Origin of the sequence: uncultured Bacteroides sp., assembly GCF_902491285.1 — a bacterium.
Taxonomy (GTDB): domain Bacteria; phylum Bacteroidota; class Bacteroidia; order Bacteroidales; family Bacteroidaceae; genus Bacteroides.
Window position 1 is genome coordinate 1 of the sequence record NZ_CABUHK010000018.1, and the last position, 23238, is coordinate 23238.

The window sequence follows — 23238 nt, forward strand, 5'->3', positions numbered from 1 at the left end:
AGTCGAACCGGCGGTCTACTCCGCGGAAACTTGCCATACCTCTTTTTATCTCTTCGGCAGTCACTCCGTTCAGGTGTGCCAGTGCCATGGCGGCTACTCCGTTCTCTATGTTGATGCTTACCGGGACTCCCAGTCGGATGTCGTTGATGCGGGTGTCCGGGGCTACAAAGTCGATGAATATCTCTCCGTTGCCGATACGGATGTTCTCTGCGTGGAAGTCGCCTTCGTCACGTGAGTAGGTGTAGACACGTACGCCGGGCTGCACTTTCGGTTGCAGGGAGATACCTTTGCGGATTATCAGTGCGCCACCCGGTTGGATAAGGGTGGTGTAGTGTTCGAAACTTTCCAGATAGGCTTCCGCTGTTCCGTAGATGTCGAGGTGGTCGGGGTCTGTCGAGGTGATGACGGACATATAGGGCGACAGCCAGTGGAAGGAACGGTCGAACTCATCGGCCTCGATAACCGTGTAGGGGCTTTCTTGGGAAAGCAGCAGGTTTGTTCCGTAATTCTTAGAGATTCCTCCGAGGAAGGTGGTACATTCTACGTGCGACTGGTGGAGCAGGTGGGCGGTCATGGTAGAAGTGGTGGTCTTGCCATGAGTACCGGCTACGCACAGTCCTTTACTCGAACGGGTAATTGTGCCCAGTACTTGCGCCCGTTTCTGTATTTCGAATCCGTTGTTGCGGAAATAGACCAATTCTTCGTGCTCCTGCGGAACGGCGGGTGTGAATATGACGAGGGTACTTTCCTTGTCCTTGCAGGCTTCGGGAATCAGGTCGACATTTTCTTCGTAATGTATTTGCGCGCCTTCGGCGATCAGGGTTTCAGTCAATGGAGTAGGGGTACGGTCGTATCCTGCCACTACTTTTCCTTTGAAGAGGAAATAGCGGACAAGCGCACTCATACCGATGCCGCCGGCACCTACGAAGTAGACTGATTTTATTGTTTCGATATTCATTTCTTCAGTTGCTAAATATATTCTCTAATCTATGTTTATAATATGTTAGTCCGTAGTCTCTGCTTTGAATGACAGAGATATTAGTCGGTTGCTGATGCAGCCAGCTTTATCACCTCTTGCGCGATGATTCTCGCAGAATCGGGTAAAGCCAGTCTGGCTATATTCTCGCTTAATTCTTTTAGTTTTTGTCCGTCATTGACGGTGGACAGGGCTACATCCATCAGGGTGCTTTCTGCTTCACTGTCTTTGACGTAGATAGCTGCCTGCTTGTCTACCAGGGCTAGTGCATTCTTGGTCTGGTGGTCTTCTGCCACATTGGGCGAAGGCACGAGGACAACCGGTTTATGCAAAAGGCAGAATTCGGAGATGGAACCGGCTCCTGCACGGGAGATAACGAGGTCGGCGGCTGCATAGGCGGCTGCCATATCCTTGATGAAATCCGTAACATACAGATTCGGGAGCTCTCCTGCCGCTTTCACGGCTTCGGTCACTTGCGGATAATAGTATTTCCCCGTTTGCCAGATGAACTGCACGTCGCTGTTGGCTTTGATAGTCGCCAGTCCGGCCGTCAATGTGTTGTTGATGGTGCGTGCCCCCAGACTGCCGCCTACAATGAGGATTGTTTTCTTGCCCGGTTGCAGGTTGAAGGAACGCAATGCATCTTCTTTGCTCGGCATCGCCTTTGTCAGATTCTGCCGTACCGGATTTCCCGTCATGATAATCTTGTCTGCGGGGAAGAACTTTTCCATTCCGTCATAGGCCACGCAGATTTTCCGGGCTTTCTGTGCCAGCAGTTTGTTGGTTACTCCGGCATACGAGTTCTGTTCCTGTATCAGGGTCGGGACACCCATCATTCCGGCAGTCTTTAAGGTAGGGCCGCTGGCATAACCGCCTACGCCCACCGCTACCTGCGGGCGGAAGTTCTTGATAATGCTGCGTGCTTTCCACTGGCTGCGCAGCAGCTTGATTACTACCGATACATTCTTCCATAAATGCTTGCGGTCGAAACCGGCTATCGGCAGACCGATAATCCGGTAACCTGCATCGGGAACCCGTTGCATTTCCATACGTCCTTCGGCTCCTACAAAAAGTATTTTTGCATCGGGACGCAGTTCCATTATAGCGTTCGCAATAGAGACTGCAGGAAAGATATGTCCTCCCGTACCTCCACCGCTAATAATAATTCTAAGTTCTTTTTCCATCCTATTCCTTTCTTTCTATCCGTTGTTCACCTTTTCCGGTACACTCATCATTCATTAGCCCTTCTTGTTCATATCGTTCTCGTCTTCGAACTTGGCATCGCTGTTCAGGATCGGAGCGGTCGGTTCGGCCGCAGCTTGTGCTTCGGAATTGGCTGCCGCATCTGTTGCTATCTGCAACTGGACTTGTGCGTCATGTTCTTTCAGTTCTTCCAGATGAGCGGTATATCGGCTTACGCTCAATATCATTCCGATATAGGCGCAGTTGATTAATGTACTTGTTCCTCCCTTGCTGACCAAAGGTAGCGGTTGTCCTGTAACGGGGAACAGCCCGACGGCAACCATCATATTCAGTATCGCCTGCGACACCAGTAGCAAGGCAATACCCATGACGAGGAAAGCGGGGAAAGTCCGTTCGCATTTCTGCGCGATTCGCCCGGCGCGCATCAATAGCCATAGGTAAAGGAATACGACGAAGATGCCTCCTATCAGTCCCATCTCTTCGATGACGATGGCAAAGATAAAATCGGAGAATGCCTGGCTGAGGAAGTCACGCTGTATGGAGTTGCCCGGCCCTTTGCCGACTACATTACTGGTGGCAATGGCGATGCGGGCATGTGCGATCTGTGCGTCTTTGTCAATATCGAATTTGGCGGCAGGCACTTCTTCTTTCTCGAAGAAACCGGAAACGCGGTTCTGCCAGGTCTCGAAGCGGTGAAGACCGGGGGTGCTGTGCAGTGTCTTAGCGGGGATGGCCATTAGTATTCCTGCGGCTATGCCGCCTATAAGTGCCAGTATTCCCAGCATACCGAACAGCTTTTTCGATGATACCCGTCCGATGAACATCATCATGCATACCACACCGAACAGCAGCATGGCTGTCGAAAGGTTCTCCGGTGCGATGAGCAGGAAGACCAGTCCGGTGATAATCATGATATATTTAAAGGCTTTCGGATTGGCTCCATATTCGTCCTGCCGTTTGGACAGGATGAAGGAGACGGCAATGATGACAGCCATCTTTGCCAGTTCCGAAGGCTGGAACTGTAATCCCATGAAGGTCATCCAGCGGGCTGCCCCGTTGACACGGTCGCCTGTGATGATACCCATCAGCGTGACGAATGCCAGCAGCACCAGGGATATCGGGTAGAGGAAGACCGGAAATACCTGGAACCATTTGTAGGGTACGTTGTGCAGGAATACCACCACCACGGCACCCACCATCAGGATGATGGAGTGTTGCGTAATCGGCCCCCAATGGTCGCCACTTTTGTAAGTCAATGTCGATGCTGCCGAGAATACCTCGACAATCGAGATGAGGCAGAGACAGAGGAAGATAATCCAGATTACCTTGTCGCCTTTGAATATGTTCTTTAATAAATCCACTTCGTTAGTGATTAGTGGTTAGTGATAAGTGAGTAACAGTTAGCCGTTAATCACTAATCACTAATCCGTTAAACGTTATCTAAAGTTCTCTCACGCATTGCTTGAACTGGTCGCCGCGATCTTCGTAGCTCTTGAAGAGGTCGAAAGAAGCGCAGCAAGGGCTTAATAATACGGTTTCTCCTTTCTTTGCCAGTTTGTAGGCGGCTTCTACGGCATCCTTCATGCCGGTTTGCACATCTGCCACGGGCAGGCCGAGGCGGTCGAAGAATTCGTGAAGTTTCTCGTTATGCAGTCCCATATAGACGAGTGCCGAGCACTTCTCGCGTACCAGCTCTTCAATTTCCGTATAGTCGTTTCCCTTATCTTTGCCGCCGAGAATCAATACTGTTTTGGTGGTCATGCTTTGCAGGGCATACCAGCAGGAGTTGACGTTCGTGGCTTTCGAGTCGTTGATAAAGTCAATTCCGCGGACACGTGCTACTTTTTCCAGGCGGTGTTCCACTCCCTTAAAGTCGGAGAGGGCTTTGCGGATGTTCTCTTTGGTGATACCTGCCAGGTTGGCTGAGATACCGGCTGCCAAGGAGTTGTATAAGTTATGTTGTCCCGTCAGGGCCAGTTCTTCCTGCTCCATGTTGAAAGCAATCGGTTCGTTGATTTTCACTTCGTGGTCTTCAACGTAGGCGATAGCTCCGTCCTCTTTCACTGCGGCGAAAGGATACAGATGGGCTTTCAGGCCATGCTTTGCCAGTTCGCGTTTGATGATAGGGTCGTCGTTCCAGAAGATGAAGGCATCGTCCGGAGTCTGGTTCTGAGTGATGCGGAATTTGGCATCGATATAATTCTGCATACAATGGTCGTAACGGTCGAGGTGATCCGGGGTGATGTTCATCAATACGGCGATGTTCGCACGGAAGTTATACATATTGTCCAACTGGAAAGAACTCAGTTCGATGATGTAATAATCATGATGATCTTCGGCTACCTGCAAAGCGAGGCTCTTGCCGATGTTGCCTGCCAGACCTACGTTCAGGCCTGCGCTCTTGAAGATATGGTAAATCAGGGAAGTTGTGGTCGTCTTCCCGTTCGAGCCCGTGATACAAATCATCTTGGCGTTCGTATAGCGTCCGGCAAACTCAATCTCTGATATGACCGGAGTACCTTGAGCTTTCAGTTTCAGGATGAGCGGGGCGTCATTCGGGATACCGGGGCTTTTGATGACCTCGTCGGCATTCAGAATGAGTTCTTCGGTGTGGTGTCCTTCTTCCCAGGCGATGTTGTGGCTGTCGAGAAGTTCCTTATACTTGTCCTTGATGGCGGACATGTCCGAAACAAACGTCTCAAATCCTTTGACTTTAGCGAGTACGGCTGCACCTGCGCCGCTTTCGCCAGCTCCTAAAATTACTATTCTTTTCATCTACAATAATGTGCTCTTGTTTCCAATATGCTGAATTGCTTTATTAGTTGTGCACATCCTTTAAAAGTTAATAATCGGGTTAATACTCTCTATATTTTTAATCCGTGCCTTAATCCTATCTGATTTTTAGCGTTATAATCGTTATGGCTGCCAGTACAATCGTTACAATCCAGAAGCGGACGGTAATTTTTGATTCGTGGAACAGTTGGTCGGGTTTGGTGAACTTCACTGTGCATCCCGGTTCTATCAGGCTCATGGAAGTGCGGAAGTGGTCGTGAATCGGTGTCCGTTTGAACAGCCGTTGTTTCACTCCTTTCCTCTTTCCCGCCTTATAGTAAGCCCGTTGCAGGATGACCGACAGGTTCTCCACAAGGAATACACCGCAAAGAATCGGTATCAGCAGCTCTTTGTGGATAATGATGGCGAATACGGCGATGATGCCGCCGATTGTCAGACTGCCGGTATCGCCCATGAAAACCTGTGCCGGATAAGCATTGTACCAAAGGAAACCGATAAGCGCACCGATAAAGGCACAGATGTAAATAACCAGTTCCTCCGAGCCGGGGATATACATGATATTCAGATAACTCGCAAATTCGATATGCGATGACACATAGGCTAATATTCCAAGTGTGGCACCGATGATGGCGGAATTTCCTGCCGCCATTCCGTCCATTCCGTCGTTCAGATTCGCACCGTTGGAAACGGCGGTAACTACGAAGATGGTGATGATGACGAACAGTATCCATCCGGCTGCCTGTGCGTGTTCGCCCATGAAAGCGACCAGATCGGCATAGTCGAGGTTGTTACTCTTGAAGAAAGGAATCGTCGTCTGGGTCGATTTCAAGTCATTCGTCCCGTGTATCACTTCCATCTCCTGTCCCGGAGTATGTACTTCGATATTTTCGCGGATTACTACGTCCGGGCTTAAATATAAGGTAAGCCCGACAATTAATCCCAGACCCACCTGACCGATGATCTTGAACTTGCCGTGCAGTCCTTCCTTATCTTTCTTGAAGATTTTGATATAATCGTCAGCGAAGCCGAGTGAGCCCAGCCATATGGTGGTTATCAGCATCAATATCATATATATGTTTTCCAACTTGCCCAACAGCAGGCAGGGAATGAGAATGGCTATGATAATAATGACACCTCCCATGCTCGGCACACCTACCTTGTTGACGCCGAACGGGTCAGTCTTCGCGTCACGCTGTGTTTCCGTGATTTGCTTTTTCTTCAGCAGGTTGATAAATTTATCTCCCCATATACTTGAAATAAGCAGTGCGAGGATAACAGCCATCAAAGCACGGAATGAGGTGTAACCAAACATTCCCGCTCCGGGAAAATTGAGCTTATGCAGCCATTCAAACAGATAATATAGCATGATGAAATTTACTGTTTTACAATTTACTATTTACAATTTACTATGCAGGCGACGTTATTGGAATACCTCTTTGAGTACTTCCTTGTCGTCGAAGTGATGTTTCACTCCTTTTATCTCCTGGTAATTCTCGTGTCCTTTTCCGGCAACGAGTATTACGTCTCCTTTTTCTGCCAGCATGCAAGCCGTGCGGATTGCTTCCTTACGGTCGGCGATGCTTAGTGTCTTCTTCATATCCTCCGCGTCGAGTCCTGCCAGCATATCATTAATAATATCCTGCGGCTCTTCAAAACGTGGATTGTCCGAAGTGATGATGACGCGGTCGCTGGCTTTGGCTGCCTCTTTTGCCATGATGGGGCGTTTACCCTTATCACGGTTGCCGCCCGCACCTACCACAGTGATGACTTTTCCTTTTCCTTCGAGCACTCCGTGGATGGCATTCAGCACATTGATAAGCGCGTCCGGAGTATGGGCATAGTCCACAATCGCTGTAACGCCCTTCGGTGAACGAACAGCATCAAAGCGTCCTGCCACGGGATGAAGTGTACTGAGAGCAACAAGTACCTCTTCTTCTTTCTTGCCAAGTAGAACAGCAGCTCCGAACACGGCCAGTAAATTGGAAGCATTGAACTTGCCGATAAACTGGACAGCCAGTTCGTGATTGTTGAAATCAAGCAACATTCCTTCAAAATGAGATTCCAGTACCCGGCCTTTAAAGTCACTGAGGCTTCTCAATGAATAGGTATATACTTTGGAACGCGTATTCTGCGTCATTACCAGTCCGTTCTTGTCGTCGAGGTTGGTAAGGCTGAACGCATTCTTCGGCATATCGTCAAAGAACTTCTTTTTGGCTTTCAGATAGTTCTCCACCGTTTTGTGATAGTCGAGGTGGTCGCGGGTCAGGTTGGTAAAGATACCTCCCGCAAACTTCAACCCGCTGATACGCTTCTGCGCAATTGAATGTGAACTGACTTCCATAAACACATATTTGCACCCCTCATCCGCCATTCGTCCCAACAGACGGTTCAGTGTGATAGGGTCGGGCGTGGTATGCTCGGTCGGTATGGCTTCATCGTCGATATAATTGCAGACGGTAGAGATAAGCCCCGCTTTATATCCGAAATAACGGAATGTGTTATATAATAAGGTGGCGATTGTTGTCTTGCCATTCGTTCCGGTGACGCCGACCAGTTCGAGCTTGGAAGTCGGATCGCCATAGAATGTAGTGGCAATCTTGCCTGTTGCATCTTCGCTGTCATTAACTTGTATATAGGTAATTCCTGCCACGGGCTCTTCCGGCATATCTTCACAAAGGATGGCGACAGCTCCTTTGCTGATGGCGGCGGGGATATAAGCATGGCCATCGGCTTGCGTGCCGCGCATCGCCATGAACAACTGTCCGGCTTCGACTAAACGGGAATCAATGTTGACTCCGGTGATTTCTATGTCTGAATTTCCGGTTATCTGCACCGGTTGAATTGCTTTCAGTAACTTGTTTAGTAACATAGTCTCTTTTTTAATACTTGATTTTACTTTTAATGCATTGAAAGGGTAATCGTCTGTCCTTTCTTTACTATTGTCCCGTTGGCTATCGACTGGCTTTTCACCTTGCCGACTCCAATCAAATGGACTTTTAATCCTTTACTTTCCAGCAGGTATACGGCATCTTTCGCCCCCATGCCGATGACGCTCGGAACGAAATTCTGCATATTGCTCCGGCTTTCAAGAACCACCGCCTGAGGAGCCGAATGGGTATTTCCCCAGACTTCTTTTCCGGCATCAGCAATTTTGCCCTGTACCTGAATGTTCAGATCTTCCAGTACGCGTTGTGCCTCTCTCATTTCTCCGGCTTTTACGTTCGGAATGACTACGGCATTCGTGTCAATTGCGTTGGCAAGCGGTAAACGCAGGTCTTTGGCATACACTCTTTCGGCAATCTTGCTGAATACGCTACCTGCCATCAAACCGCCCGATGCCGGCAAACCCGGTTTCTGGATGGAGACAATCATACTATATTTAGGCGCTTCCGACGGGAAATACCCGCAAAAACTGACAAGATAGTTCGTTCTTCCTGTCTTGTATCCGGCTGCTCCCTGTGAAATCTGTGCCGTTCCGGTCTTTCCGGAGACGTGGAACTGCTTGCTTCCCGCAGGTTTGGCAAGTCCTTCGCCTACCACTTTCCGCAGAATCTCACGGATTTGTGCCAATGTCTTGTCCGAACAAATCTTTGGATTGATAACTTCTGTCGGATATTCCTGCACTATCTCTCCGTCTTTCACGGCGGCTCTTACGAACTTCGGACGTACTGTCACCCCATTGTTCGCTATTCCGTTATAGAATGTAAGAATGTTAATCGGCGGAACCTGCGTTTCATAGCCGATGCTCATCCACGGGAGAGCAGTCTTGGAGAAATAGCTTCTTTCTTTCGGGCCACGAATATTCGGCTTGCCTTCTCCCGCAATTTGCAGATGGAGAGGCTGGTCGATACTCATTCGTCTCAATCCGTCAATGAACTTCTGCGGATTGCTGCCGTAGAAATGGTCTATAATATAAGATGTACCGACATTGGAAGAAACTCCCAGAATCTCGGTAACCGTTAATTTTCCGTATCCTCCGCGGTGCCAGTTGTGGTCTTTCATCACACGGCCGTGCATCGGCATTTGTCCGTTGCCGGTATCCACTACATAATCAGGAGTGATTTTCCCGTCCTCAAGAGCTACCATGATAGAAGCAGTCTTGAAAGTGGAACCCGGCTCAAGCATATCACTGATGGCATTATTACGCATCTCGTAATATTCGCCGTCTTTACCTTGCATCATGTTGACGATGGCTTTCACTTCTCCGGTAGCTACCTCCATCAATACAACTACGCCTACGCTGGCATTCAACTCTTTCAACTTGTCTACCAATGCTTTCTCGCAAATATCCTGCATGCCTACGTCAATGGTAGTAATCAGGTCGCAACCGTCAACCGGCGGCACATCTACGATATTCAGGTATTTGTTCATTACTTTCTGACGGTGCGTCAATCCGTCCCGTCCTTTCAGAATCGTGTCAAAAGCAAGCTCGATACCGTTTCTCGCTCCTTTTGCCGTATCGGCATATACATCACCCAGCGTACGGGCAGCCAGCGAACCGAAAGGCTTTTTCCGCTGATTGTAAGCCAACTCCTTGAATCCTCCTTTGTAACGGTTCAGACAGAAAACTGGCAATCTCTTTACCTCTTTATATTGTATATAAGAGATACGTTTGGGATAAATCAGATAATTGCGGCTCTTTGCCTGACGTCCTTTTTTAAGATGTGCCTTGAATTGGGCTGCACTTTTGTCCGGGAATATTTTGTTCAGTCCGATGCAGATTGAATCCATATTGGCATTGAGAATGGAATCCCTGCGTGCCTGGTCCTTCTTTCTGCGTTTTTCGTCCTTTTCACCGGACATAAAGTCCATATAAATTCTGTATTCGGGCAGGGAACTAGCCATCAGTTTGCCATCGGAAGAGATAATGTTTCCGCGATTGGGTTTCACCGTCACGTTCTCTTTTACGAAACGGTCGGCTATGTCCTGCCAATATTGACGTTCGGCAAACATGATGATGCCCGCCTTCACGACAATTGCCACGCCTATCAACGCCATCAGAAGGATGACGAAGAAGTAACGGGTCATTATATTCTTTTTGTTAACTGCCACAGTGCTTGTCTTTTAAAAACTCTCAACTCTCAATTTTCAACTCTCCACCTATTTAATAAGGTAAGGGGGATTGGTAGATGTCTGCAAATCACTCTCCTTACTTGAGATATAATCTTCAATGCGTGACTGGCGGCTCTTTTCCATCAGTTCCGAGCTGCGTGTCAGCGCATCATATTTAATATCTATCAGTTCCTTTTTTAACCGGTCTATCTCAATCTGCTGTTGCTGGCTGGCATAACGGTTGTGGATATAGAAGATGATGAATACCATGATAAGTACCAGCAACTTCGTCTGACGACGGAAAAAGTCGGTAGCCAGAATATCTCCACCCAGAATGCTTTTCAGCGAGGTGCGTTTTTTCTTCTTGCCCTCTTCTGTTTTCTTGTTTACTACTTCTTCTTCCATTTCTTCTTATTTCTTTTCGGCAATTCGTAATTTGGCGCTTCTCGACCGTGGGTTTCTCTCTATCTCTGCCTGGTCGGGCACAATCACCTTGTTGTTGACGAGACGGAAAGGGGTTTGCAGATTGCCGAAAAAGTCGGTATCTGCCTTGCCTTCCACATTACCTGTCTTCATAATGTTCTTTACCATACGGTCTTCCAGTGAGTGATAGGTGATTACTACCAGTCTGCCGCCCGGTTTTAACGCTTCGGTAGCAGCCAGCAGCATCTCTTTCAATGCTTCCATCTCCTGGTTTACTTCAATTCGCAGTGCCTGAAATACTTTCGCAAGTTCTTTCTTCTCGCGTTCACGGCCGAAAAGCGGTTTGATGACTTCCAGAAACTCACCAATCGTCCGTATAGTGCGTCCGCTTCTGGCTTTGAGTATGACGGAAGCCAGTTTGCGGCTGTTTTTCAGTTCTCCATACAGATAGAAAATGTTTGCCAGGCGTTCTTCCTCGTAGGTATTTACGATATCTGCCGCTGTGAGTCCTGCACGCTTGTTCATACGCATATCCAGCTCTCCGTCGAAACGGAAAGAGAAACCGCGTTCGCTATCATCGAAGTGGTGGGAAGATACGCCGAGGTCGGCTAGAATCGCATCTACCTGCTCGATGTCATGATAGCGCAGGAAGTTGTGCAGATAACGGAAGTTGCTGCGCACAAAGATAAAATGGGGGTCGTCGACAATGTTCCGTTCGGCATCCTCGTCCTGGTCGAATCCCAGAAGTCGTCCGCCCTCACCGAGCCGTGAAAGAATCTCGCGCGAATGTCCCGCTCCTCCGAAAGTAACGTCTACATACGTTCCGTCCGGCCGGATATTCATTCCGTCAACGCTTTCCTTTAACAGTACAGGCACATGATATGTCAGTTCATCTTTCTCCATCTTGTCTATTTTCATCGTTCATAATTTCTTCTAATGCCGCTCCGAACTCTTCGGGTGACATAAACGGCTGTTCCGCCCGCTCTTTCGACCAAATCTCTATTTTGTTGTCAATGCCGATAAAGCGTATATCCCCATGGATATTGCAAATCTGCAAATATCGTTTCGGGATGAGTATGCGGCCGTTATTGTCGGGTGTCACCACTTCAACGTCGCTCACAAACTGCCTGAAAATGAGTTGATGTTTGCTGTTCCATTTGTTGAGCCTGCTGCGAAGCTCGTTCAACTCCTCGTTCCACACGCTCTCGGGGTACAGAGTCAGACAGTCCTGGAATACGTCTTTACGCATGATGAGCCTCTCTTCAGAAGCAGCTTGCAGTTGCTTCCTGAAGATGGCGGGGATGAACACCCTTCCTTTGGTGTCCGCCTTGGCTTCAATATTACCTAAAAAACGTATCATTACCTTATTATAATAAGCGACTGTAAAAGTATGAAATTCCCCACAATTCCCCACAATTTTCCATGGAAAACTTTTGGAGAAGTTTTCAACCGATTGTTAAATGTCTATTTGCTTGAAAATGACGGTGCTTTGAGAAGGCTTTGCTGGTGGGGCAATCGACTTTGGAAATCAGAAGGTTTTGTCTGTATAGGAAAAATAGATTGTCAGGCGATAAATCTTTTTTTTTCTTGGCGGCAAAGAAAAAAGGCAGAAGGTGATAGAAACCTTTCTGCCTTTGAATCATTGACACAACTAAAAAATTACATCTGAATATTTATTCTGAAATCAAGAGTTATATAGTTAAGGCTGGTTTAGCGGAAGTCTTTCAATTCTTCCTGTAATTTCTGGCGTGTGAAGAAGATGCGGCTTTTCACTGTGCCTAGCGGGAGGTTCAGCTTTTCCGCAATCTCACGGTATTTGAATCCTGAAACGTGCATGGCAAACGGAACTCTGTACTCTTTGGGAAGTTTGTTCACTACGCGGTGCATCTCTTTCAGATCGTACGCTCTTTCGGTGCTTTCCGAACTTGCGTCTTGCGGCAGGTTCAGATGGTATAAGTTGTCGGTCTGGTCAATAAAAGTCTGGTCGCGAACCACCTTACGGTAGTTGTTGATAAATATATTGCGCATGATAGTGTACATCCATCCTTTGAAATTCGTGTCAGGCATGTATTTATCTTCATTATCCAATGCTTTCAATGAGGTTTCCTGCAACAAGTCGTTTGCTTCTTCGCGGTCGGTTGTCAGTTTATAAGCGAAGCGAAGTAGCTCGTCCTGTACTCCTACTAAATCTTTTCTGAAGCTTAAACTTTTCATATGCGTTGCTTTTAAATTGTGAATATTCGTTCGTAAATTTTGATGTTGCAAGTTTACGGCATTTTCGAGAACCGGACGGGAGGGAATCCGACTAAAAAACACCCGAAAACTATCCGCGGATAGTTTTTAGGTGGTATTTGATAGTTTTTGGGTGGTATTTTTTTGCCTTCTGAACTTAAATCCTGCATTTTCTACCGAATTATTGCAATTAATAAAAAAGAACCGCTAATTTTGTGGCATCATTTTTATTTGAAAAGAATGACTGATGACTCTTTATTTTTGATTGATGTCGATAAGATACTTCGGACGAAGGCTTCGAAGCACTATAAGTACATCCCTAAGTTTGTGACTTCTTATTTAAAAAGAATCGTTCATCAGGATGAGATAAACATATTCCTGGATGAATCGAAAGACAAGGTGGGAGTGGACTTTCTAGAAGCATGTATGGGCTTTCTAGACGCAAAAGTAGATGTGAAAGGCATTGAGAATCTTCCCAAAGACGGGCTGTATACTTTCGTTTCCAATCATCCGCTGGGCGGACAAGACGGAGTTGCGCTGGGCTATGTGCTGGGGCGTCACTATGACGGAAAAGTGAAATATCTGGTAAATGACCTGCTGATGAACTTGCGCGGACTTGCTCCGCTTTGTATTCCGATTAATAAAACAGGGAAGCAGGCGAAGGACTTTCCGAAAATGGTGGAAGCCGGATTCCAGTCCGATAATCAACTGATCATGTTTCCCGCCGGGTTGTGCTCGCGTCGTTATAACGGAGTGATTCGTGATCTGGAATGGAAAAAAACATTTGTGGTAAAGAGCGTACAAACAAAACGTGATGTGATACCTGTGCACTTTGGCGGCAGGAATTCTGATTTCTTCTACAATCTGGCCAATATTTGTAAGGCATTGGGGATTAAGTTTAACATCGCTATGTTGTATCTTGCGGATGAAATGTTTAAAAACCGCCATAAAACTTTTACTGTCACCTTTGGTAAACCTATTCCCTGGCAGACTTTCGATAAGTCGAAAACACCTGCACAGTGGGCTGAATACGTAAAGGATATTGTATATAAACTGTAACTGATAGAACAACTATAACAAGGAATATGGAAGATATTATTAAACCGATAAGCAAGGAACTGCTGAAGGCAGAGTTGACGGAGGACAAACGCTTACGAATGACGAATAAGAGTAATAATCAGATTTATATTATTACTCACCTGAACGCTCCTAATGTGATGAGGGAAATCGGTCGTTTGCGTGAGATAGCTTTCCGTGCTGCCGGTGGAGGGACAGGTTTGTCAATGGATATTGATGAATACGACACAATGGAGCATCCTTACAAGCAGTTAATTGTATGGAACCCGGAAGCGGAAGAAATTCTGGGGGGATATCGGTATCTGCTCGGGACAGATGTGCGCTTTGATGAAAAAGGGGCGCCGATTCTGGCTACTTCCCACATGTTCCATTTTTCGGATACTTTTATTAAAGAATATCTGCCTCAAACAATCGAATTGGGACGCTCGTTTGTGACGCTTGAATACCAGTCTACCCGTGCCGGAAGCAAAGGTCTGTTTGCTTTGGATAATCTTTGGGATGGATTGGGGGCGTTGACTGTTGTCATGCCGAATGTGAAATACTTCTTTGGTAAAGTGACCATGTATCCCAGTTATCACCGTCGCGGTCGCGATATGATTCTTTATTTCCTCAAGAAGCATTTCTGTGATAAAGAACATCTGGTGACTCCAATGGACCCGTTAAAATCGGAAACTTCCGAAGAAGAACTGAAAGCGTTGTTCTGCAAGAATACGTTTAAAGAAGATTATAAGATTCTGAATTGTGAGATTCGCAAATTAGGATATAATATTCCACCGTTGGTAAATGCTTATATGAGTTTGAGTCCCACTATGCGTATGTTTGGCACAGCTATCAACTATGAGTTTGGGGATGTAGAAGAAACCGGAATCCTGATTGCTGTAGATGAAATATTGGAGGACAAGCGCATGCGCCACATCCAGACGTTTATTGAAAGTCATCCGGATGCGTTGAAAATGCCTTGTGAGGAGGATGAGGCGTTTACTCCTAAAGTCGTTACACCGCAGGCAGACTGTTACCGTTAATCTTGCGGTAGAGGTCAAGAGCAAAGACATCGGTCATTCCCGATATATAATCAAGTACCGCCTGTATTCTTTCATAGAGTGCAGGCGCTTTTATATTATACTGGCTTGAAACCCGGTTAATCAGAAGCTCGGAGTAAGCCTTTCCGGGGGAGGTCACGGCGTCTATCATCAGTTCGAGCAGCGTGCTGATGACACGGAAACCGGCCAGCTCAATGTCTAATACGTCCCGCGAACGGTAAATCTTCTTCAAAGAGACTTCGGCACAGTGCTTGTACGCTTCTGCCGGGCGTTCGGAGACGTGCTTGATAAGTGCCCCTTCGAAAGTGCCGGATAATATCTCTTGTTCGTGTTCGAGGAACACGCGGGTACATTCACGGATCAATAACCCGATAACGGAAGAACGCAGGTAAGCGATTTGCTCGTTTGTGTCGTTGACAATCAGGAACGTTTTCCGGATATGCTCCTGCCGCTTTTCATCGAAATATGCCATTAACAACTCTTTTGTCTCTTCCGTAGTGAGTATTTTTAGCTTATGGGCGTCCTCAATATCCATCATCTGATAGCAAATGTCATCTGCAGCTTCGACTAGATAGACCAGCGGGTGGCGTGCATACTTTAAAGGATGCTCATTCAGCAAGGTCAATCCCAGCTCTGTCGCAATCTTATGAAAACTCTCTTCTTCGCTGACGAAAAAGCCGAATTTCGATTTTTTACCTGCCAGGCTCGATGAAAAGGGATATTTTACAATAGATGCTAATGTGGTATACGTCAATACAAATCCACCTTTCCGGCGTCCCTCAAACTGGTGAGTCAAGAGGCGGAATGCGTTCGCATTTCCTTCAAAATGTGTCAAATCTTCCCATTCCATCGCAGAAAGTTGAGTCCCGTCCGGTTGTTTTTCTTTCAGACGCAACCCTTTTCCTTCGGAGAAAAAAGTGGATATCGCCCGTTCGCCGGAGTGTCCGAAAGGCGGGTTGCCCAAGTCATGTGCCAGGCAAGCAGCGGATACAATAGAACCAATCTCCGGCAGAAAAGACTCTTGAAGCTCCGGCTGCCGTTGCAGGATGGCTTTGGCTACATCGTTGCCTAACGAACGGCCTACACAGGAAACCTCGAGGCTGTGTGTGAGCCGGTTGTGCACGAAGACGCTGCCCGGCAGAGGAAATACTTGTGTCTTGTTCTGCAGTCTGCGGAAAGGCGCGGAAAAGATAAGACGGTCATAATCCCGTTGAAATTCCGAGCGGTTCTCCTGACGCTCTTCGTGGAATTCTTCCATTCCGAAGCGTTTGGCTGATATTAGTTGATTCCAATTCATCATTTTAGTTACGATTTGACTATTTACGGTTTACAATTTGGGGAACGGTACATTATTTAACTGCAAACTTAACTATTTTTCAGTTCAAAATGTGTATTTTCGCCCGTTAAATAGTAAACATGCATTTATGAATATTCAAGTTATCAATAAATCGAAGCATCCGCTTCCGGCTTATGCCACCGAATTGTCTGCAGGAATGGATATCCGCGCTAATCTTTCTGAGCCTGTCACACTGGAACCACTGCAGCGTTGCCTGGTGCCGACAGGGTTGTATATTGCTCTTCCGAAGGGTTTTGAGGCACAAATCCGTCCCCGTAGCGGACTGGCTATCAAGAAAGGTATTTCCGTGCTCAACTCTCCGGGGACGATTGACGCGGACTATCGGGGGGAAATCTGCATTATCCTGGTCAATCTGTCTTCTGAGCCTTTTGTGATTGAAGACGGTGAACGTATTGCGCAGATGGTGATAGCAAAACATGAGCAGCCGGCATGGCAGGAAGTGGAAGTGTTGGACGAAACAGAACGGGGAGCCGGCGGCTTCGGTCATACAGGAAAAAAATGAAAAGGATAGTGTCATTCATACTGTTAAGTACTTTGCTGCTTACTTCCTGTATGGCTGCACAGGTGGTAGGGAGTGTAGCCGGCGGCACGGCTGTGGTGTCGGGATATGCTCTTGGTACGAATGCAGTAGCAAAGAAAGTAAAGAAAAAGAAGGATAAGAAGAGAAAACTCCGGAAAGAGAATGTTGTTGTTCCGCAATTAACGGCGGAACAACAGCGCAAATATGACTATTTCTTTCTGGAAGCCATGCGGATGAAGGAAAAGAAAGAATACGATGCTGCTTTTGGTTTGTTGCAGCATTGTTTGGATATCAATCCGAATGCTTCTTCCGCGCTTTACGAGGTTTCCCAGTATTATATGTTTCTCCGTCAGGTTCCGCAGGGGCAGGATGCGTTGGAGAAGGCAGTGGCTTATGCACCCGACAATTACTGGTATAGTCAGGGATTGGTCAATTTATATCAGCAGCAGAATGAATTGGATAAAGCGGTTGTTTTACTCGAAGGAATGGTTACCCGCTTTCCGGCGAAACAAGAGCCCTTGTTCAGTCTGCTTGACATTTACAGTCGTCAGGAAAAGTATACTGATGTGATTTCCACTCTGAACCGTTTGGAGAAGCGTTTGGGCAAGAACGAACAGTTGTCTATGGAGAAATTCCGTATCTATCTCCAGATGAAAGATGATAAGAAAGCATTTCAGGAGATTGAGAGCCTGGTACAGGAATATCCGATGGATATGCGCTATCAGGTAATCCTGGGGGATGTATATCTACAGAATGGAAAGAAAGAGGAAGCCTACGAGACATATCAGAAAGTGTTGGCGGCAGAGCCGGACAATCCGATGGCTCTTTTTTCAATGGCTTCTTATTATGAACAGACCGGGCAGAAAGAATTGTACCAGCAACAACTGGATACATTGTTGTTGAACAAGAAAGTGACTCCTGATACGAAAATCAACGTCATGCGTCAGATAATCGTGGAGAACGAGCAGTCTTCGGCCAAGGACAGTACTCAGGTGATTGCTTTGTTTGACCGGATGATGAAGCAGGATCAGGATGACCCGCAGGTGCCGATGCTTTATGCGCAGTATCTGCTGTCGAAGAATATGGAACAGGAAGCTGTCCCGGTATTGGAACAGGTCGTTGATTTAGACCCGACCAACAAGGCTGCCCGCCTGATGCTGGTCAGCGCTGCCGTGAAGAAGGAGGATTACAAGCAGATTATAAAAGTGTGCGAACCGGGCATTGAGGCTACTCCGGATGCTTTGGACCTTTATTATTATCTGGCTATTGCCTATCATCAGGCGGAGCAGGCAGACAGTGTGTTAAGTGTCTGCAACAGGGCGCTGGAGCACATAACTCCCGATACCAGAAAAGAAATCATCTCGGATTTCTATTCGATAATGGGGGATATTTATCATACAAAAAAGCAGATGAAAGAGGCCTATGCGGCTTACGATTCAGCTTTGGTGTACAATCCTTCCAATATCGGCGCACTGAATAATTACGCTTATTATCTGTCGGTGGAACGCCGTGATTTGGATAAAGCGGAAGAAATGAGTTACAAGACCGTAAAGGCGGAACCCAATAACTCCACTTATCTCGACACGTATGCCTGGATTCTTTTTGAAAAGGGAAATTATGCGGAAGCCCGTATCTACATTGATAATGCGATGAAGAGCGACGGAGAGAAAAGTGATGTGATTGTAGAGCACTGCGGAGATATTTACTTTATGACCGGTGATGTGGAAGGTGCGTTGAAATACTGGAAGCAGGCACAGAAAATGGGCAGTGAGTCGAAAACATTGAAACAGAAAATAGAAAAGAAGAAATATATTGCCGAATGAAAAGGATAGTTTATCTATTGCTGGTGGTAGTCGTGCTGGCCGGCTGTAAGAGTTCGAAGCGCCTGGCGACTTCGGAAACGAAGGCTCCCGTATCCAGCTATCTGACCTCCAAGCTTCAACTGACTATTCCCAACAAAAAAGGGGGGAGCATGTCCGTAGGAGGAACAATGAAGATGAAAACTCACGAACGGGTACAAGTCTCTCTGCTGATGCCTATTCTGCGTACGGAAGTTGCCCGTATCGAGATTACTCCTGACGAGGTGTTGTTGGTAGACCGGATGAACAGGAGATTTGTCCGTGCGACGAAAGAGGAGTTGAAAGGAATGTTGCCGAAGAACGCGGAGTATTCCCGTCTGGAAAAGATATTGATGGATGCTTCCCTGCCCGGCGGCAAGACGGAACTGACGGGAAAAGATGTAGGTATCCCTTCGCTGGAGAAAGCAAAAGTACAACTTTATGAGTTTTCCACGAAAGAGTTTTCCATGACTCCTACGGAACTGACTTCTAAATACAGGCAAGTTCCTTTGGAAGAACTAGTAAAAATGCTGACGGCTTTGTTATGATGAAACGTTTCTTTGTTATTCTTATCAGTTGCCTGTGGTTGGCAGTTCCACTTTCTGCTCAGTCGAATAAGTTGATTCGTGAGTTGGAAAGCAAACGCGGTGCGCTGCAAAAGCAGATTGCCGAGTCGGAATCCATATTGAAAGATACAAAGAAAGACGTAGGCAGCCAGTTGAATAGCCTGGCTGCATTGACAGGGCAGATTGAGGAGCGGAAGCGTTATATCCTCGCTATCAATAATGATGTGGAAGCCATTGAACGTGAATTGAACTCATTGGAACGTCAGTTGCGGGCATTGGAGAAGGACTTGAAAGACAAGAAGAAGAAATACGAAGCCTCCGTACAGTATCTTTATAAGAATAAGTCGATAGAGGAAAAACTGATGTTTATCTTCTCTGCCAAGAATTTGGGGCAGACGTATCGCCGTATGCGCTATGTGCGTGAGTATGCCACCTACCAACGTTTGCAAGGCGAAGAGATTCTGAAGAAGCAGGAGCAGATACGCAAGAAAAAAGCGGAACGCCAGCAAGTGAAAGCTGCTAAAGAGAGCCTGTTGAAAGAACGAGAGGGCGAAAAAATAAAGTTGGAAGCTCAGGAGAAGGAAAAACGGACGCTGGTTGCTAACCTGCAGAAGAAACAGAAAGGTCTGCAGAGTGAAATAAATAAGAAGCGGAGAGAAGCCAACCAACTGAATGACCGTATCGACAAGCTCATTGCCGAAGAGATAGAGCGCGCCCGCAAGCGTGCTCAGGAAGAAGCCCGTCGTGAAGCGGCTGCACGTAAGAAGGCGGAAGGCAAGGAAAGCCAATCCGCCGGAACAGGGGCGGCGGCAAAAACGAACTCGAAACCTCTCGAAGCCTACACCATGAGCAAGGCAGATCGGGAACTGTCCGGCAGCTTTGCCGCCAACCGCGGGAAACTTCCTATGCCTATATCCGGTGCTTATATCATTACCAGCCATTACGGGCAATATGCAGTGGAAGGGCTCCGCAACGTAAAACTGGATAATAAGGGAATTGATATTCAGGGAAAACCCGGTGCCCAGGCGCGTGCCATCTTTGATGGCAAAGTGGCGGCTGTATTCCAGTTGAACGGGTTATTCAATGTACTTATCCGTCACGGCAACTACATTTCTGTTTATTGCAACCTTTCTTCGGTCTCGGTCAAGATTGGTGATACGGTGAAAACGAAGCAATCTATCGGTCAAGTCTTTTCCGACGGGACGGACAATGGACGGACAGTATTGCATTTCCAGCTACGGCGGGAAAAGGAAAAACTGAATCCGGAACCTTGGCTCAATCGGTAAAACAGACGGCCGTACTTCCCCTCATTTATATCTTTCCGGATAGGTATTTGGCATTATTTTATCCTATTTTGGATAGTTTGTGCTAAAAGAACTCCTTTTTTTTCTCCATATTTGCGGCATAAACTTTAAATAGAATAGATATGAATTTTAAAACCGTTCTCCCGATAAAACAAAGGGACATGAGAAAATTATGTGTATGGGGAGTTGCCGCTTTTCTGATGGCGGCTTGTACGCCGAAGACCGAAAAGACAACGGATTCCGGCTTGTTGCAGAGTAAATTCCAAGCTGAAGTGAATGGAAAGAAAACCGGGCTGTTCACTTTGCGTAATCAGAAAAATATGGAAGTTTGTATCACAAACTTCGGCGGGCGCATTGTTTCCGTAATGGTTCCCGATAAAGACGGGCAGATGCGTGATGTAGTGCTTGGTTTCGATTCTATTCAGGACTATATCGACAAACCTTCCGATTTCGGTGCGAGCATCGGGCGTTATGCCAACCGTATCAATCAGGGTAAGTTTACGTTGGACGGTGTTGAATACCAGTTGCCTCGCAATAATTACGGGCATTGCCTGCACGGCGGTCCGCAAGGTTTCCAATACCGCGTGTTTGACGCAGTACAGCCGAATCCTCAGGAAGTGGAACTTACCTATGTCGCAAAAGACGGTGAAGAAGGCTTTCCGGGAAATGTCACCTGCAAGGTGCTGATGAAACTGACAGACGATAATGCCATTGATATCCGGTATGAAGCGGAAACCGACAAACCTACTATCGTGAACATGACGAATCACTCTTATTTCAATCTTGACGGAGATGCCGGCAGCAATGCCGACCATTTGCTGACTGTTGACGCAGATTATTACACTCCGGTGGACAGTACATTCATGACCACGGGCGAAATAGCTCCGGTGGAAGGCACTCCGATGGATTTCCGTACACAGACTCCGGTAGGTGCGCGCATCAATGATTATGACTTTGTCCAATTGAAGAACGGCAATGGTTATGACCACAACTGGGTATTGAACACCAAAGGGGATATCAGCCGGAAAGCCGCCTCATTGAAATCACCGAAAACGGGTATTGTGCTGGACGTATATACCAACGAGCCGGGAATTCAGGTATATGCCGGAAACTTCCTCGACGGCTCGTTGACCGGAAAGAAAGGTATTACTTACAACCAGCGTGCTTCCGTATGTCTCGAAACACAAAAATATCCGGATACTCCGAACAAACCCGAATGGCCTTCGGCTGTGCTTCGTCCGGGCGAAAAGTATATGAGTCAATGTATCTTTAAGTTCTCTGTAGACAAATAATGTAATATTTGTCTTGACAGCAAACGGGTGATGCCCAAAAACAGATATTCCATAGAAGAAAGGTATCGTTTTCACTGTTTTTGTTTGTGAAAACGGTACCTTTCTCTTTGATGTTTATTGGCGTCTCCACCTTCTTCATTGGGAGCTTAATCCATTTTGATACAATTTGTTACGGGTGAACCCTTGTCCGTTTTTAAGGCTTATGCCGCTTTCAACGGTTTCACCAGATATACATTCCCGTATTTGGTATGTTTGCGGGTGACTCCTGCTGCGAGCAACACTTGTGCGAATGTAGCCGGATTACTTCCGCGCATGGCAGCCGGGTTATACATTTTCAGTCTCCTGAATATGTCCGAAGCCGAAAGCCGTTCGCTTCCTTCTTCATCGTCTTCGGCTGTCCGGTAACAGGCATGGAAAACTTCTTCCGCCGGGCAAGGATGATAAAAGGCGGTGTTGTGGCGTTGCAATTCCCGTTCCTCTTCTTTAGTGAACCAATAGCGGATTCCGGAGAGTAGTTCTGCTTTCAGTTGCGCGTATATCTGGTCGTGCTCCATGCCTTCGCAATTGATAAAATGTTCCGCTTCAATACAAATGAACCGCCGGCTGCCGGTAGGGTCGGTGAGCAAGTCGAAGCGGTTGCTTGTGCCGATGAAAGAAGCGATGCGCGGCAAGTTGCGGAAATTCTTCTGATAAGCCTTGCAGATATTCAGGTTCGCCATTTGCATCAGGTTCTTCAATAACGGCATTTTCTGCGTCCCGTATTTGTCAAACTCATCCATATTCAAGAGCCCCATCTCGGCAAGCAACCTTTCCGGTTTACCTTGTGCCGACAGTTTCAGGTTGTCCATGTAATAGCGTGACAGTACCGGCGGCATCAGTGCCTTGCAAAAGGTGGATTTCTGCCGTCCCTGCTCGCTGCTGACGAGTATAGGTGCCACACTGTTGGCATGTATGCCCGTCATGCCCAGCCATTGGGCGGCGAGCCCCAGCAGCCATGTGTGGAAACTCTTCACCCAGAGCGGATGGTCGGAGACACGCTGTGCCAAATGCTCCAGTCTGTCTTTCCCGTCCCAATCGGGCAATTCTTCCATGTAAAGCCGGAAGGGGTGGTATTCAGGAATAAAGGTGGAGTAGATATAACGGCTCAAGTCTTTGTCCCAGCAAGGTATGCCTTGGTCGTGTGCTTCCATGCAGAAAGTGTTCAGTTCCCGCTTGCCTACGGGCTCGAAGGGAATACCACGTTTGCCTGCGGGACGATATTCCGTTTCTTCTGTCAATAAGTTGTAACGGAAATCATACTGCTTTTGCAGGAATGCGCGTACCTCTTGTGTCAGCCGGACGGGTTGTTTTCGTTCCGTCTCTTCCTTTTTCTCTTTTTTCTCCTTCTCGGCAGACAGTTCGGTGTCCGTGAGACTGTCTATATGTATGTCTCCACAATATTCTGCCGGTTTCGTCCGGGTTTTCTCCACTTTCTCTGTTGCGTCTTCTTTATTCTCCTTCATCTGGAACAGTTTCAGTCCTTTCAGTATCTGTTTCCACATTAATGTCATTGCATTCATTATTTT

21 protein-coding genes are annotated in these 23238 nt (G+C 47.1%); 8 read left to right on the plus strand and 13 right to left on the minus strand.

All coding sequences use genetic code 11. From position 1 onward, the window contains the following. The 10 genes from murC to mraZ all read right to left on the minus strand — a co-directional run. Positions 1-958, minus strand: a 958-nt coding sequence (murC, locus tag RDN93_RS06575; RefSeq protein WP_308744756.1) for a Mur ligase family protein, incomplete at its 3' end; no start/stop codon positions are given. Positions 959-1038: 80 nt separating this feature from the next. Then, positions 1039-2160: an undecaprenyldiphospho-muramoylpentapeptide beta-N-acetylglucosaminyltransferase gene (gene murG, locus RDN93_RS06580; protein WP_308744757.1), complete on the minus strand. Its 1122-nt coding sequence runs from the start codon at positions 2158-2160 to the stop codon at positions 1039-1041. Positions 2161-2214: 54 nt separating this feature from the next. Continuing rightward, positions 2215-3540, minus strand: a complete 1326-nt coding sequence (locus RDN93_RS06585; RefSeq protein ID WP_308744758.1) for an FtsW/RodA/SpoVE family cell cycle protein — start codon at positions 3538-3540, stop codon at positions 2215-2217. A gap of 79 nt (positions 3541-3619) precedes the next feature. Beyond that, positions 3620-4954, minus strand: a complete 1335-nt coding sequence (gene murD / locus RDN93_RS06590; RefSeq protein WP_308744759.1) for a UDP-N-acetylmuramoyl-L-alanine--D-glutamate ligase — start codon at positions 4952-4954, stop codon at positions 3620-3622. Between the two features lie 115 nt (positions 4955-5069). Beyond that, a complete protein-coding gene (gene mraY / locus RDN93_RS06595) occupies positions 5070-6338 on the minus strand; it encodes a phospho-N-acetylmuramoyl-pentapeptide-transferase (RefSeq protein ID WP_308744760.1) in 1269 nt (422 codons plus the stop codon). A 54-nt stretch (positions 6339-6392) separates the two neighbouring features. Then, on the minus strand, positions 6393-7841 hold the full coding sequence (locus tag RDN93_RS06600; RefSeq protein ID WP_308744761.1) for a UDP-N-acetylmuramoyl-L-alanyl-D-glutamate--2,6-diaminopimelate ligase: 1449 nt from the start codon (positions 7839-7841) through the stop codon (positions 6393-6395). Between the two features lie 29 nt (positions 7842-7870). Beyond that, a complete protein-coding gene (locus tag RDN93_RS06605) occupies positions 7871-10000 on the minus strand; it encodes a penicillin-binding transpeptidase domain-containing protein (protein ID WP_308744801.1) in 2130 nt (709 codons plus the stop codon). A gap of 72 nt (positions 10001-10072) precedes the next feature. Continuing rightward, positions 10073-10429: an FtsL-like putative cell division protein gene (locus RDN93_RS06610; protein ID WP_007756538.1), complete on the minus strand. Its 357-nt coding sequence runs from the start codon at positions 10427-10429 to the stop codon at positions 10073-10075. A gap of 6 nt (positions 10430-10435) precedes the next feature. Beyond that, on the minus strand, positions 10436-11350 hold the full coding sequence (gene rsmH, locus RDN93_RS06615) for a 16S rRNA (cytosine(1402)-N(4))-methyltransferase RsmH (protein ID WP_308744802.1): 915 nt from the start codon (positions 11348-11350) through the stop codon (positions 10436-10438). Then, the gene (mraZ, locus tag RDN93_RS06620; protein ID WP_308744762.1) at positions 11337-11807 is read right to left on the minus strand and encodes a division/cell wall cluster transcriptional repressor MraZ; all 471 of its coding nucleotides are present in this window, start codon (positions 11805-11807) and stop codon (positions 11337-11339) included. Before mraZ ends, rsmH begins: the two co-directional genes overlap by 14 nt. A gap of 30 nt (positions 11808-11837) precedes the next feature. Here mraZ and RDN93_RS06625 point away from each other — a divergent pair, with 30 nt between their 5' ends. Further along, entirely contained in the window at positions 11838-12116 is a 279-nt protein-coding gene (locus RDN93_RS06625; protein ID WP_308744763.1) for a hypothetical protein, read from the plus strand. A 41-nt stretch (positions 12117-12157) separates the two neighbouring features. Here the strand turns inward: RDN93_RS06625 and RDN93_RS06630 are convergent, their stop codons facing one another. Further along, on the minus strand, positions 12158-12661 hold the full coding sequence (locus RDN93_RS06630; RefSeq protein WP_073346814.1) for an RNA polymerase sigma factor: 504 nt from the start codon (positions 12659-12661) through the stop codon (positions 12158-12160). 258 nt (positions 12662-12919) lie between these two features. Between RDN93_RS06630 and RDN93_RS06635 the strand changes: the two genes are divergently transcribed. Further along, the gene (locus RDN93_RS06635; protein ID WP_055256167.1) at positions 12920-13738 is read left to right on the plus strand and encodes a 1-acyl-sn-glycerol-3-phosphate acyltransferase; all 819 of its coding nucleotides are present in this window, start codon (positions 12920-12922) and stop codon (positions 13736-13738) included. A gap of 26 nt (positions 13739-13764) precedes the next feature. Next, positions 13765-14778 carry a GNAT family N-acetyltransferase gene (locus tag RDN93_RS06640; RefSeq protein WP_022041598.1) on the plus strand — a complete coding sequence of 338 codons (1014 nt, stop codon included), beginning with the start codon at positions 13765-13767 and terminating at the stop codon, positions 14776-14778. Here the strand turns inward: RDN93_RS06640 and RDN93_RS06645 are convergent. Next, on the minus strand, positions 14750-16096 hold the full coding sequence (locus RDN93_RS06645) for a deoxyguanosinetriphosphate triphosphohydrolase (protein WP_308744764.1): 1347 nt from the start codon (positions 16094-16096) through the stop codon (positions 14750-14752). The two genes, RDN93_RS06640 and RDN93_RS06645, sit on opposite strands and share 29 nt — an antisense overlap. Before the next feature lie 124 nt (positions 16097-16220). Here RDN93_RS06645 and dut point away from each other — a divergent pair, with 124 nt between their 5' ends. The 5 genes from dut to RDN93_RS06670 all read left to right on the plus strand — a co-directional run bounded on the left by dut (position 16221) and on the right by RDN93_RS06670 (position 21673). Beyond that, entirely contained in the window at positions 16221-16655 is a 435-nt protein-coding gene (gene dut / locus RDN93_RS06650) for a dUTP diphosphatase (RefSeq protein WP_308744765.1), read from the plus strand. Next, positions 16652-18496, plus strand: coding sequence for a tetratricopeptide repeat protein (locus tag RDN93_RS06655; protein WP_374047368.1), 1845 nt, complete (start codon positions 16652-16654; stop codon positions 18494-18496). Before dut ends, RDN93_RS06655 begins: the two co-directional genes overlap by 4 nt. Beyond that, positions 18493-19059 carry a DUF4292 domain-containing protein gene (locus RDN93_RS06660; protein WP_308744766.1) on the plus strand — a complete coding sequence of 189 codons (567 nt, stop codon included), beginning with the start codon at positions 18493-18495 and terminating at the stop codon, positions 19057-19059. Before RDN93_RS06655 ends, RDN93_RS06660 begins: the two co-directional genes overlap by 4 nt. Continuing rightward, on the plus strand, positions 19056-20363 hold the full coding sequence (locus tag RDN93_RS06665) for a peptidoglycan DD-metalloendopeptidase family protein (protein WP_308744767.1): 1308 nt from the start codon (positions 19056-19058) through the stop codon (positions 20361-20363). Before RDN93_RS06660 ends, RDN93_RS06665 begins: the two co-directional genes overlap by 4 nt. A 179-nt stretch (positions 20364-20542) precedes the next feature. Continuing rightward, positions 20543-21673 carry an aldose epimerase family protein gene (locus tag RDN93_RS06670; protein ID WP_308744768.1) on the plus strand — a complete coding sequence of 377 codons (1131 nt, stop codon included), beginning with the start codon at positions 20543-20545 and terminating at the stop codon, positions 21671-21673. Positions 21674-21873: 200 nt separating this feature from the next. Here the strand turns inward: RDN93_RS06670 and RDN93_RS06675 are convergent, their stop codons facing one another. Then, positions 21874-23232, minus strand: a complete 1359-nt coding sequence (locus RDN93_RS06675; RefSeq protein WP_308744769.1) for a VapE domain-containing protein — start codon at positions 23230-23232, stop codon at positions 21874-21876. Positions 23233-23238 lie beyond the last annotated feature (6 nt).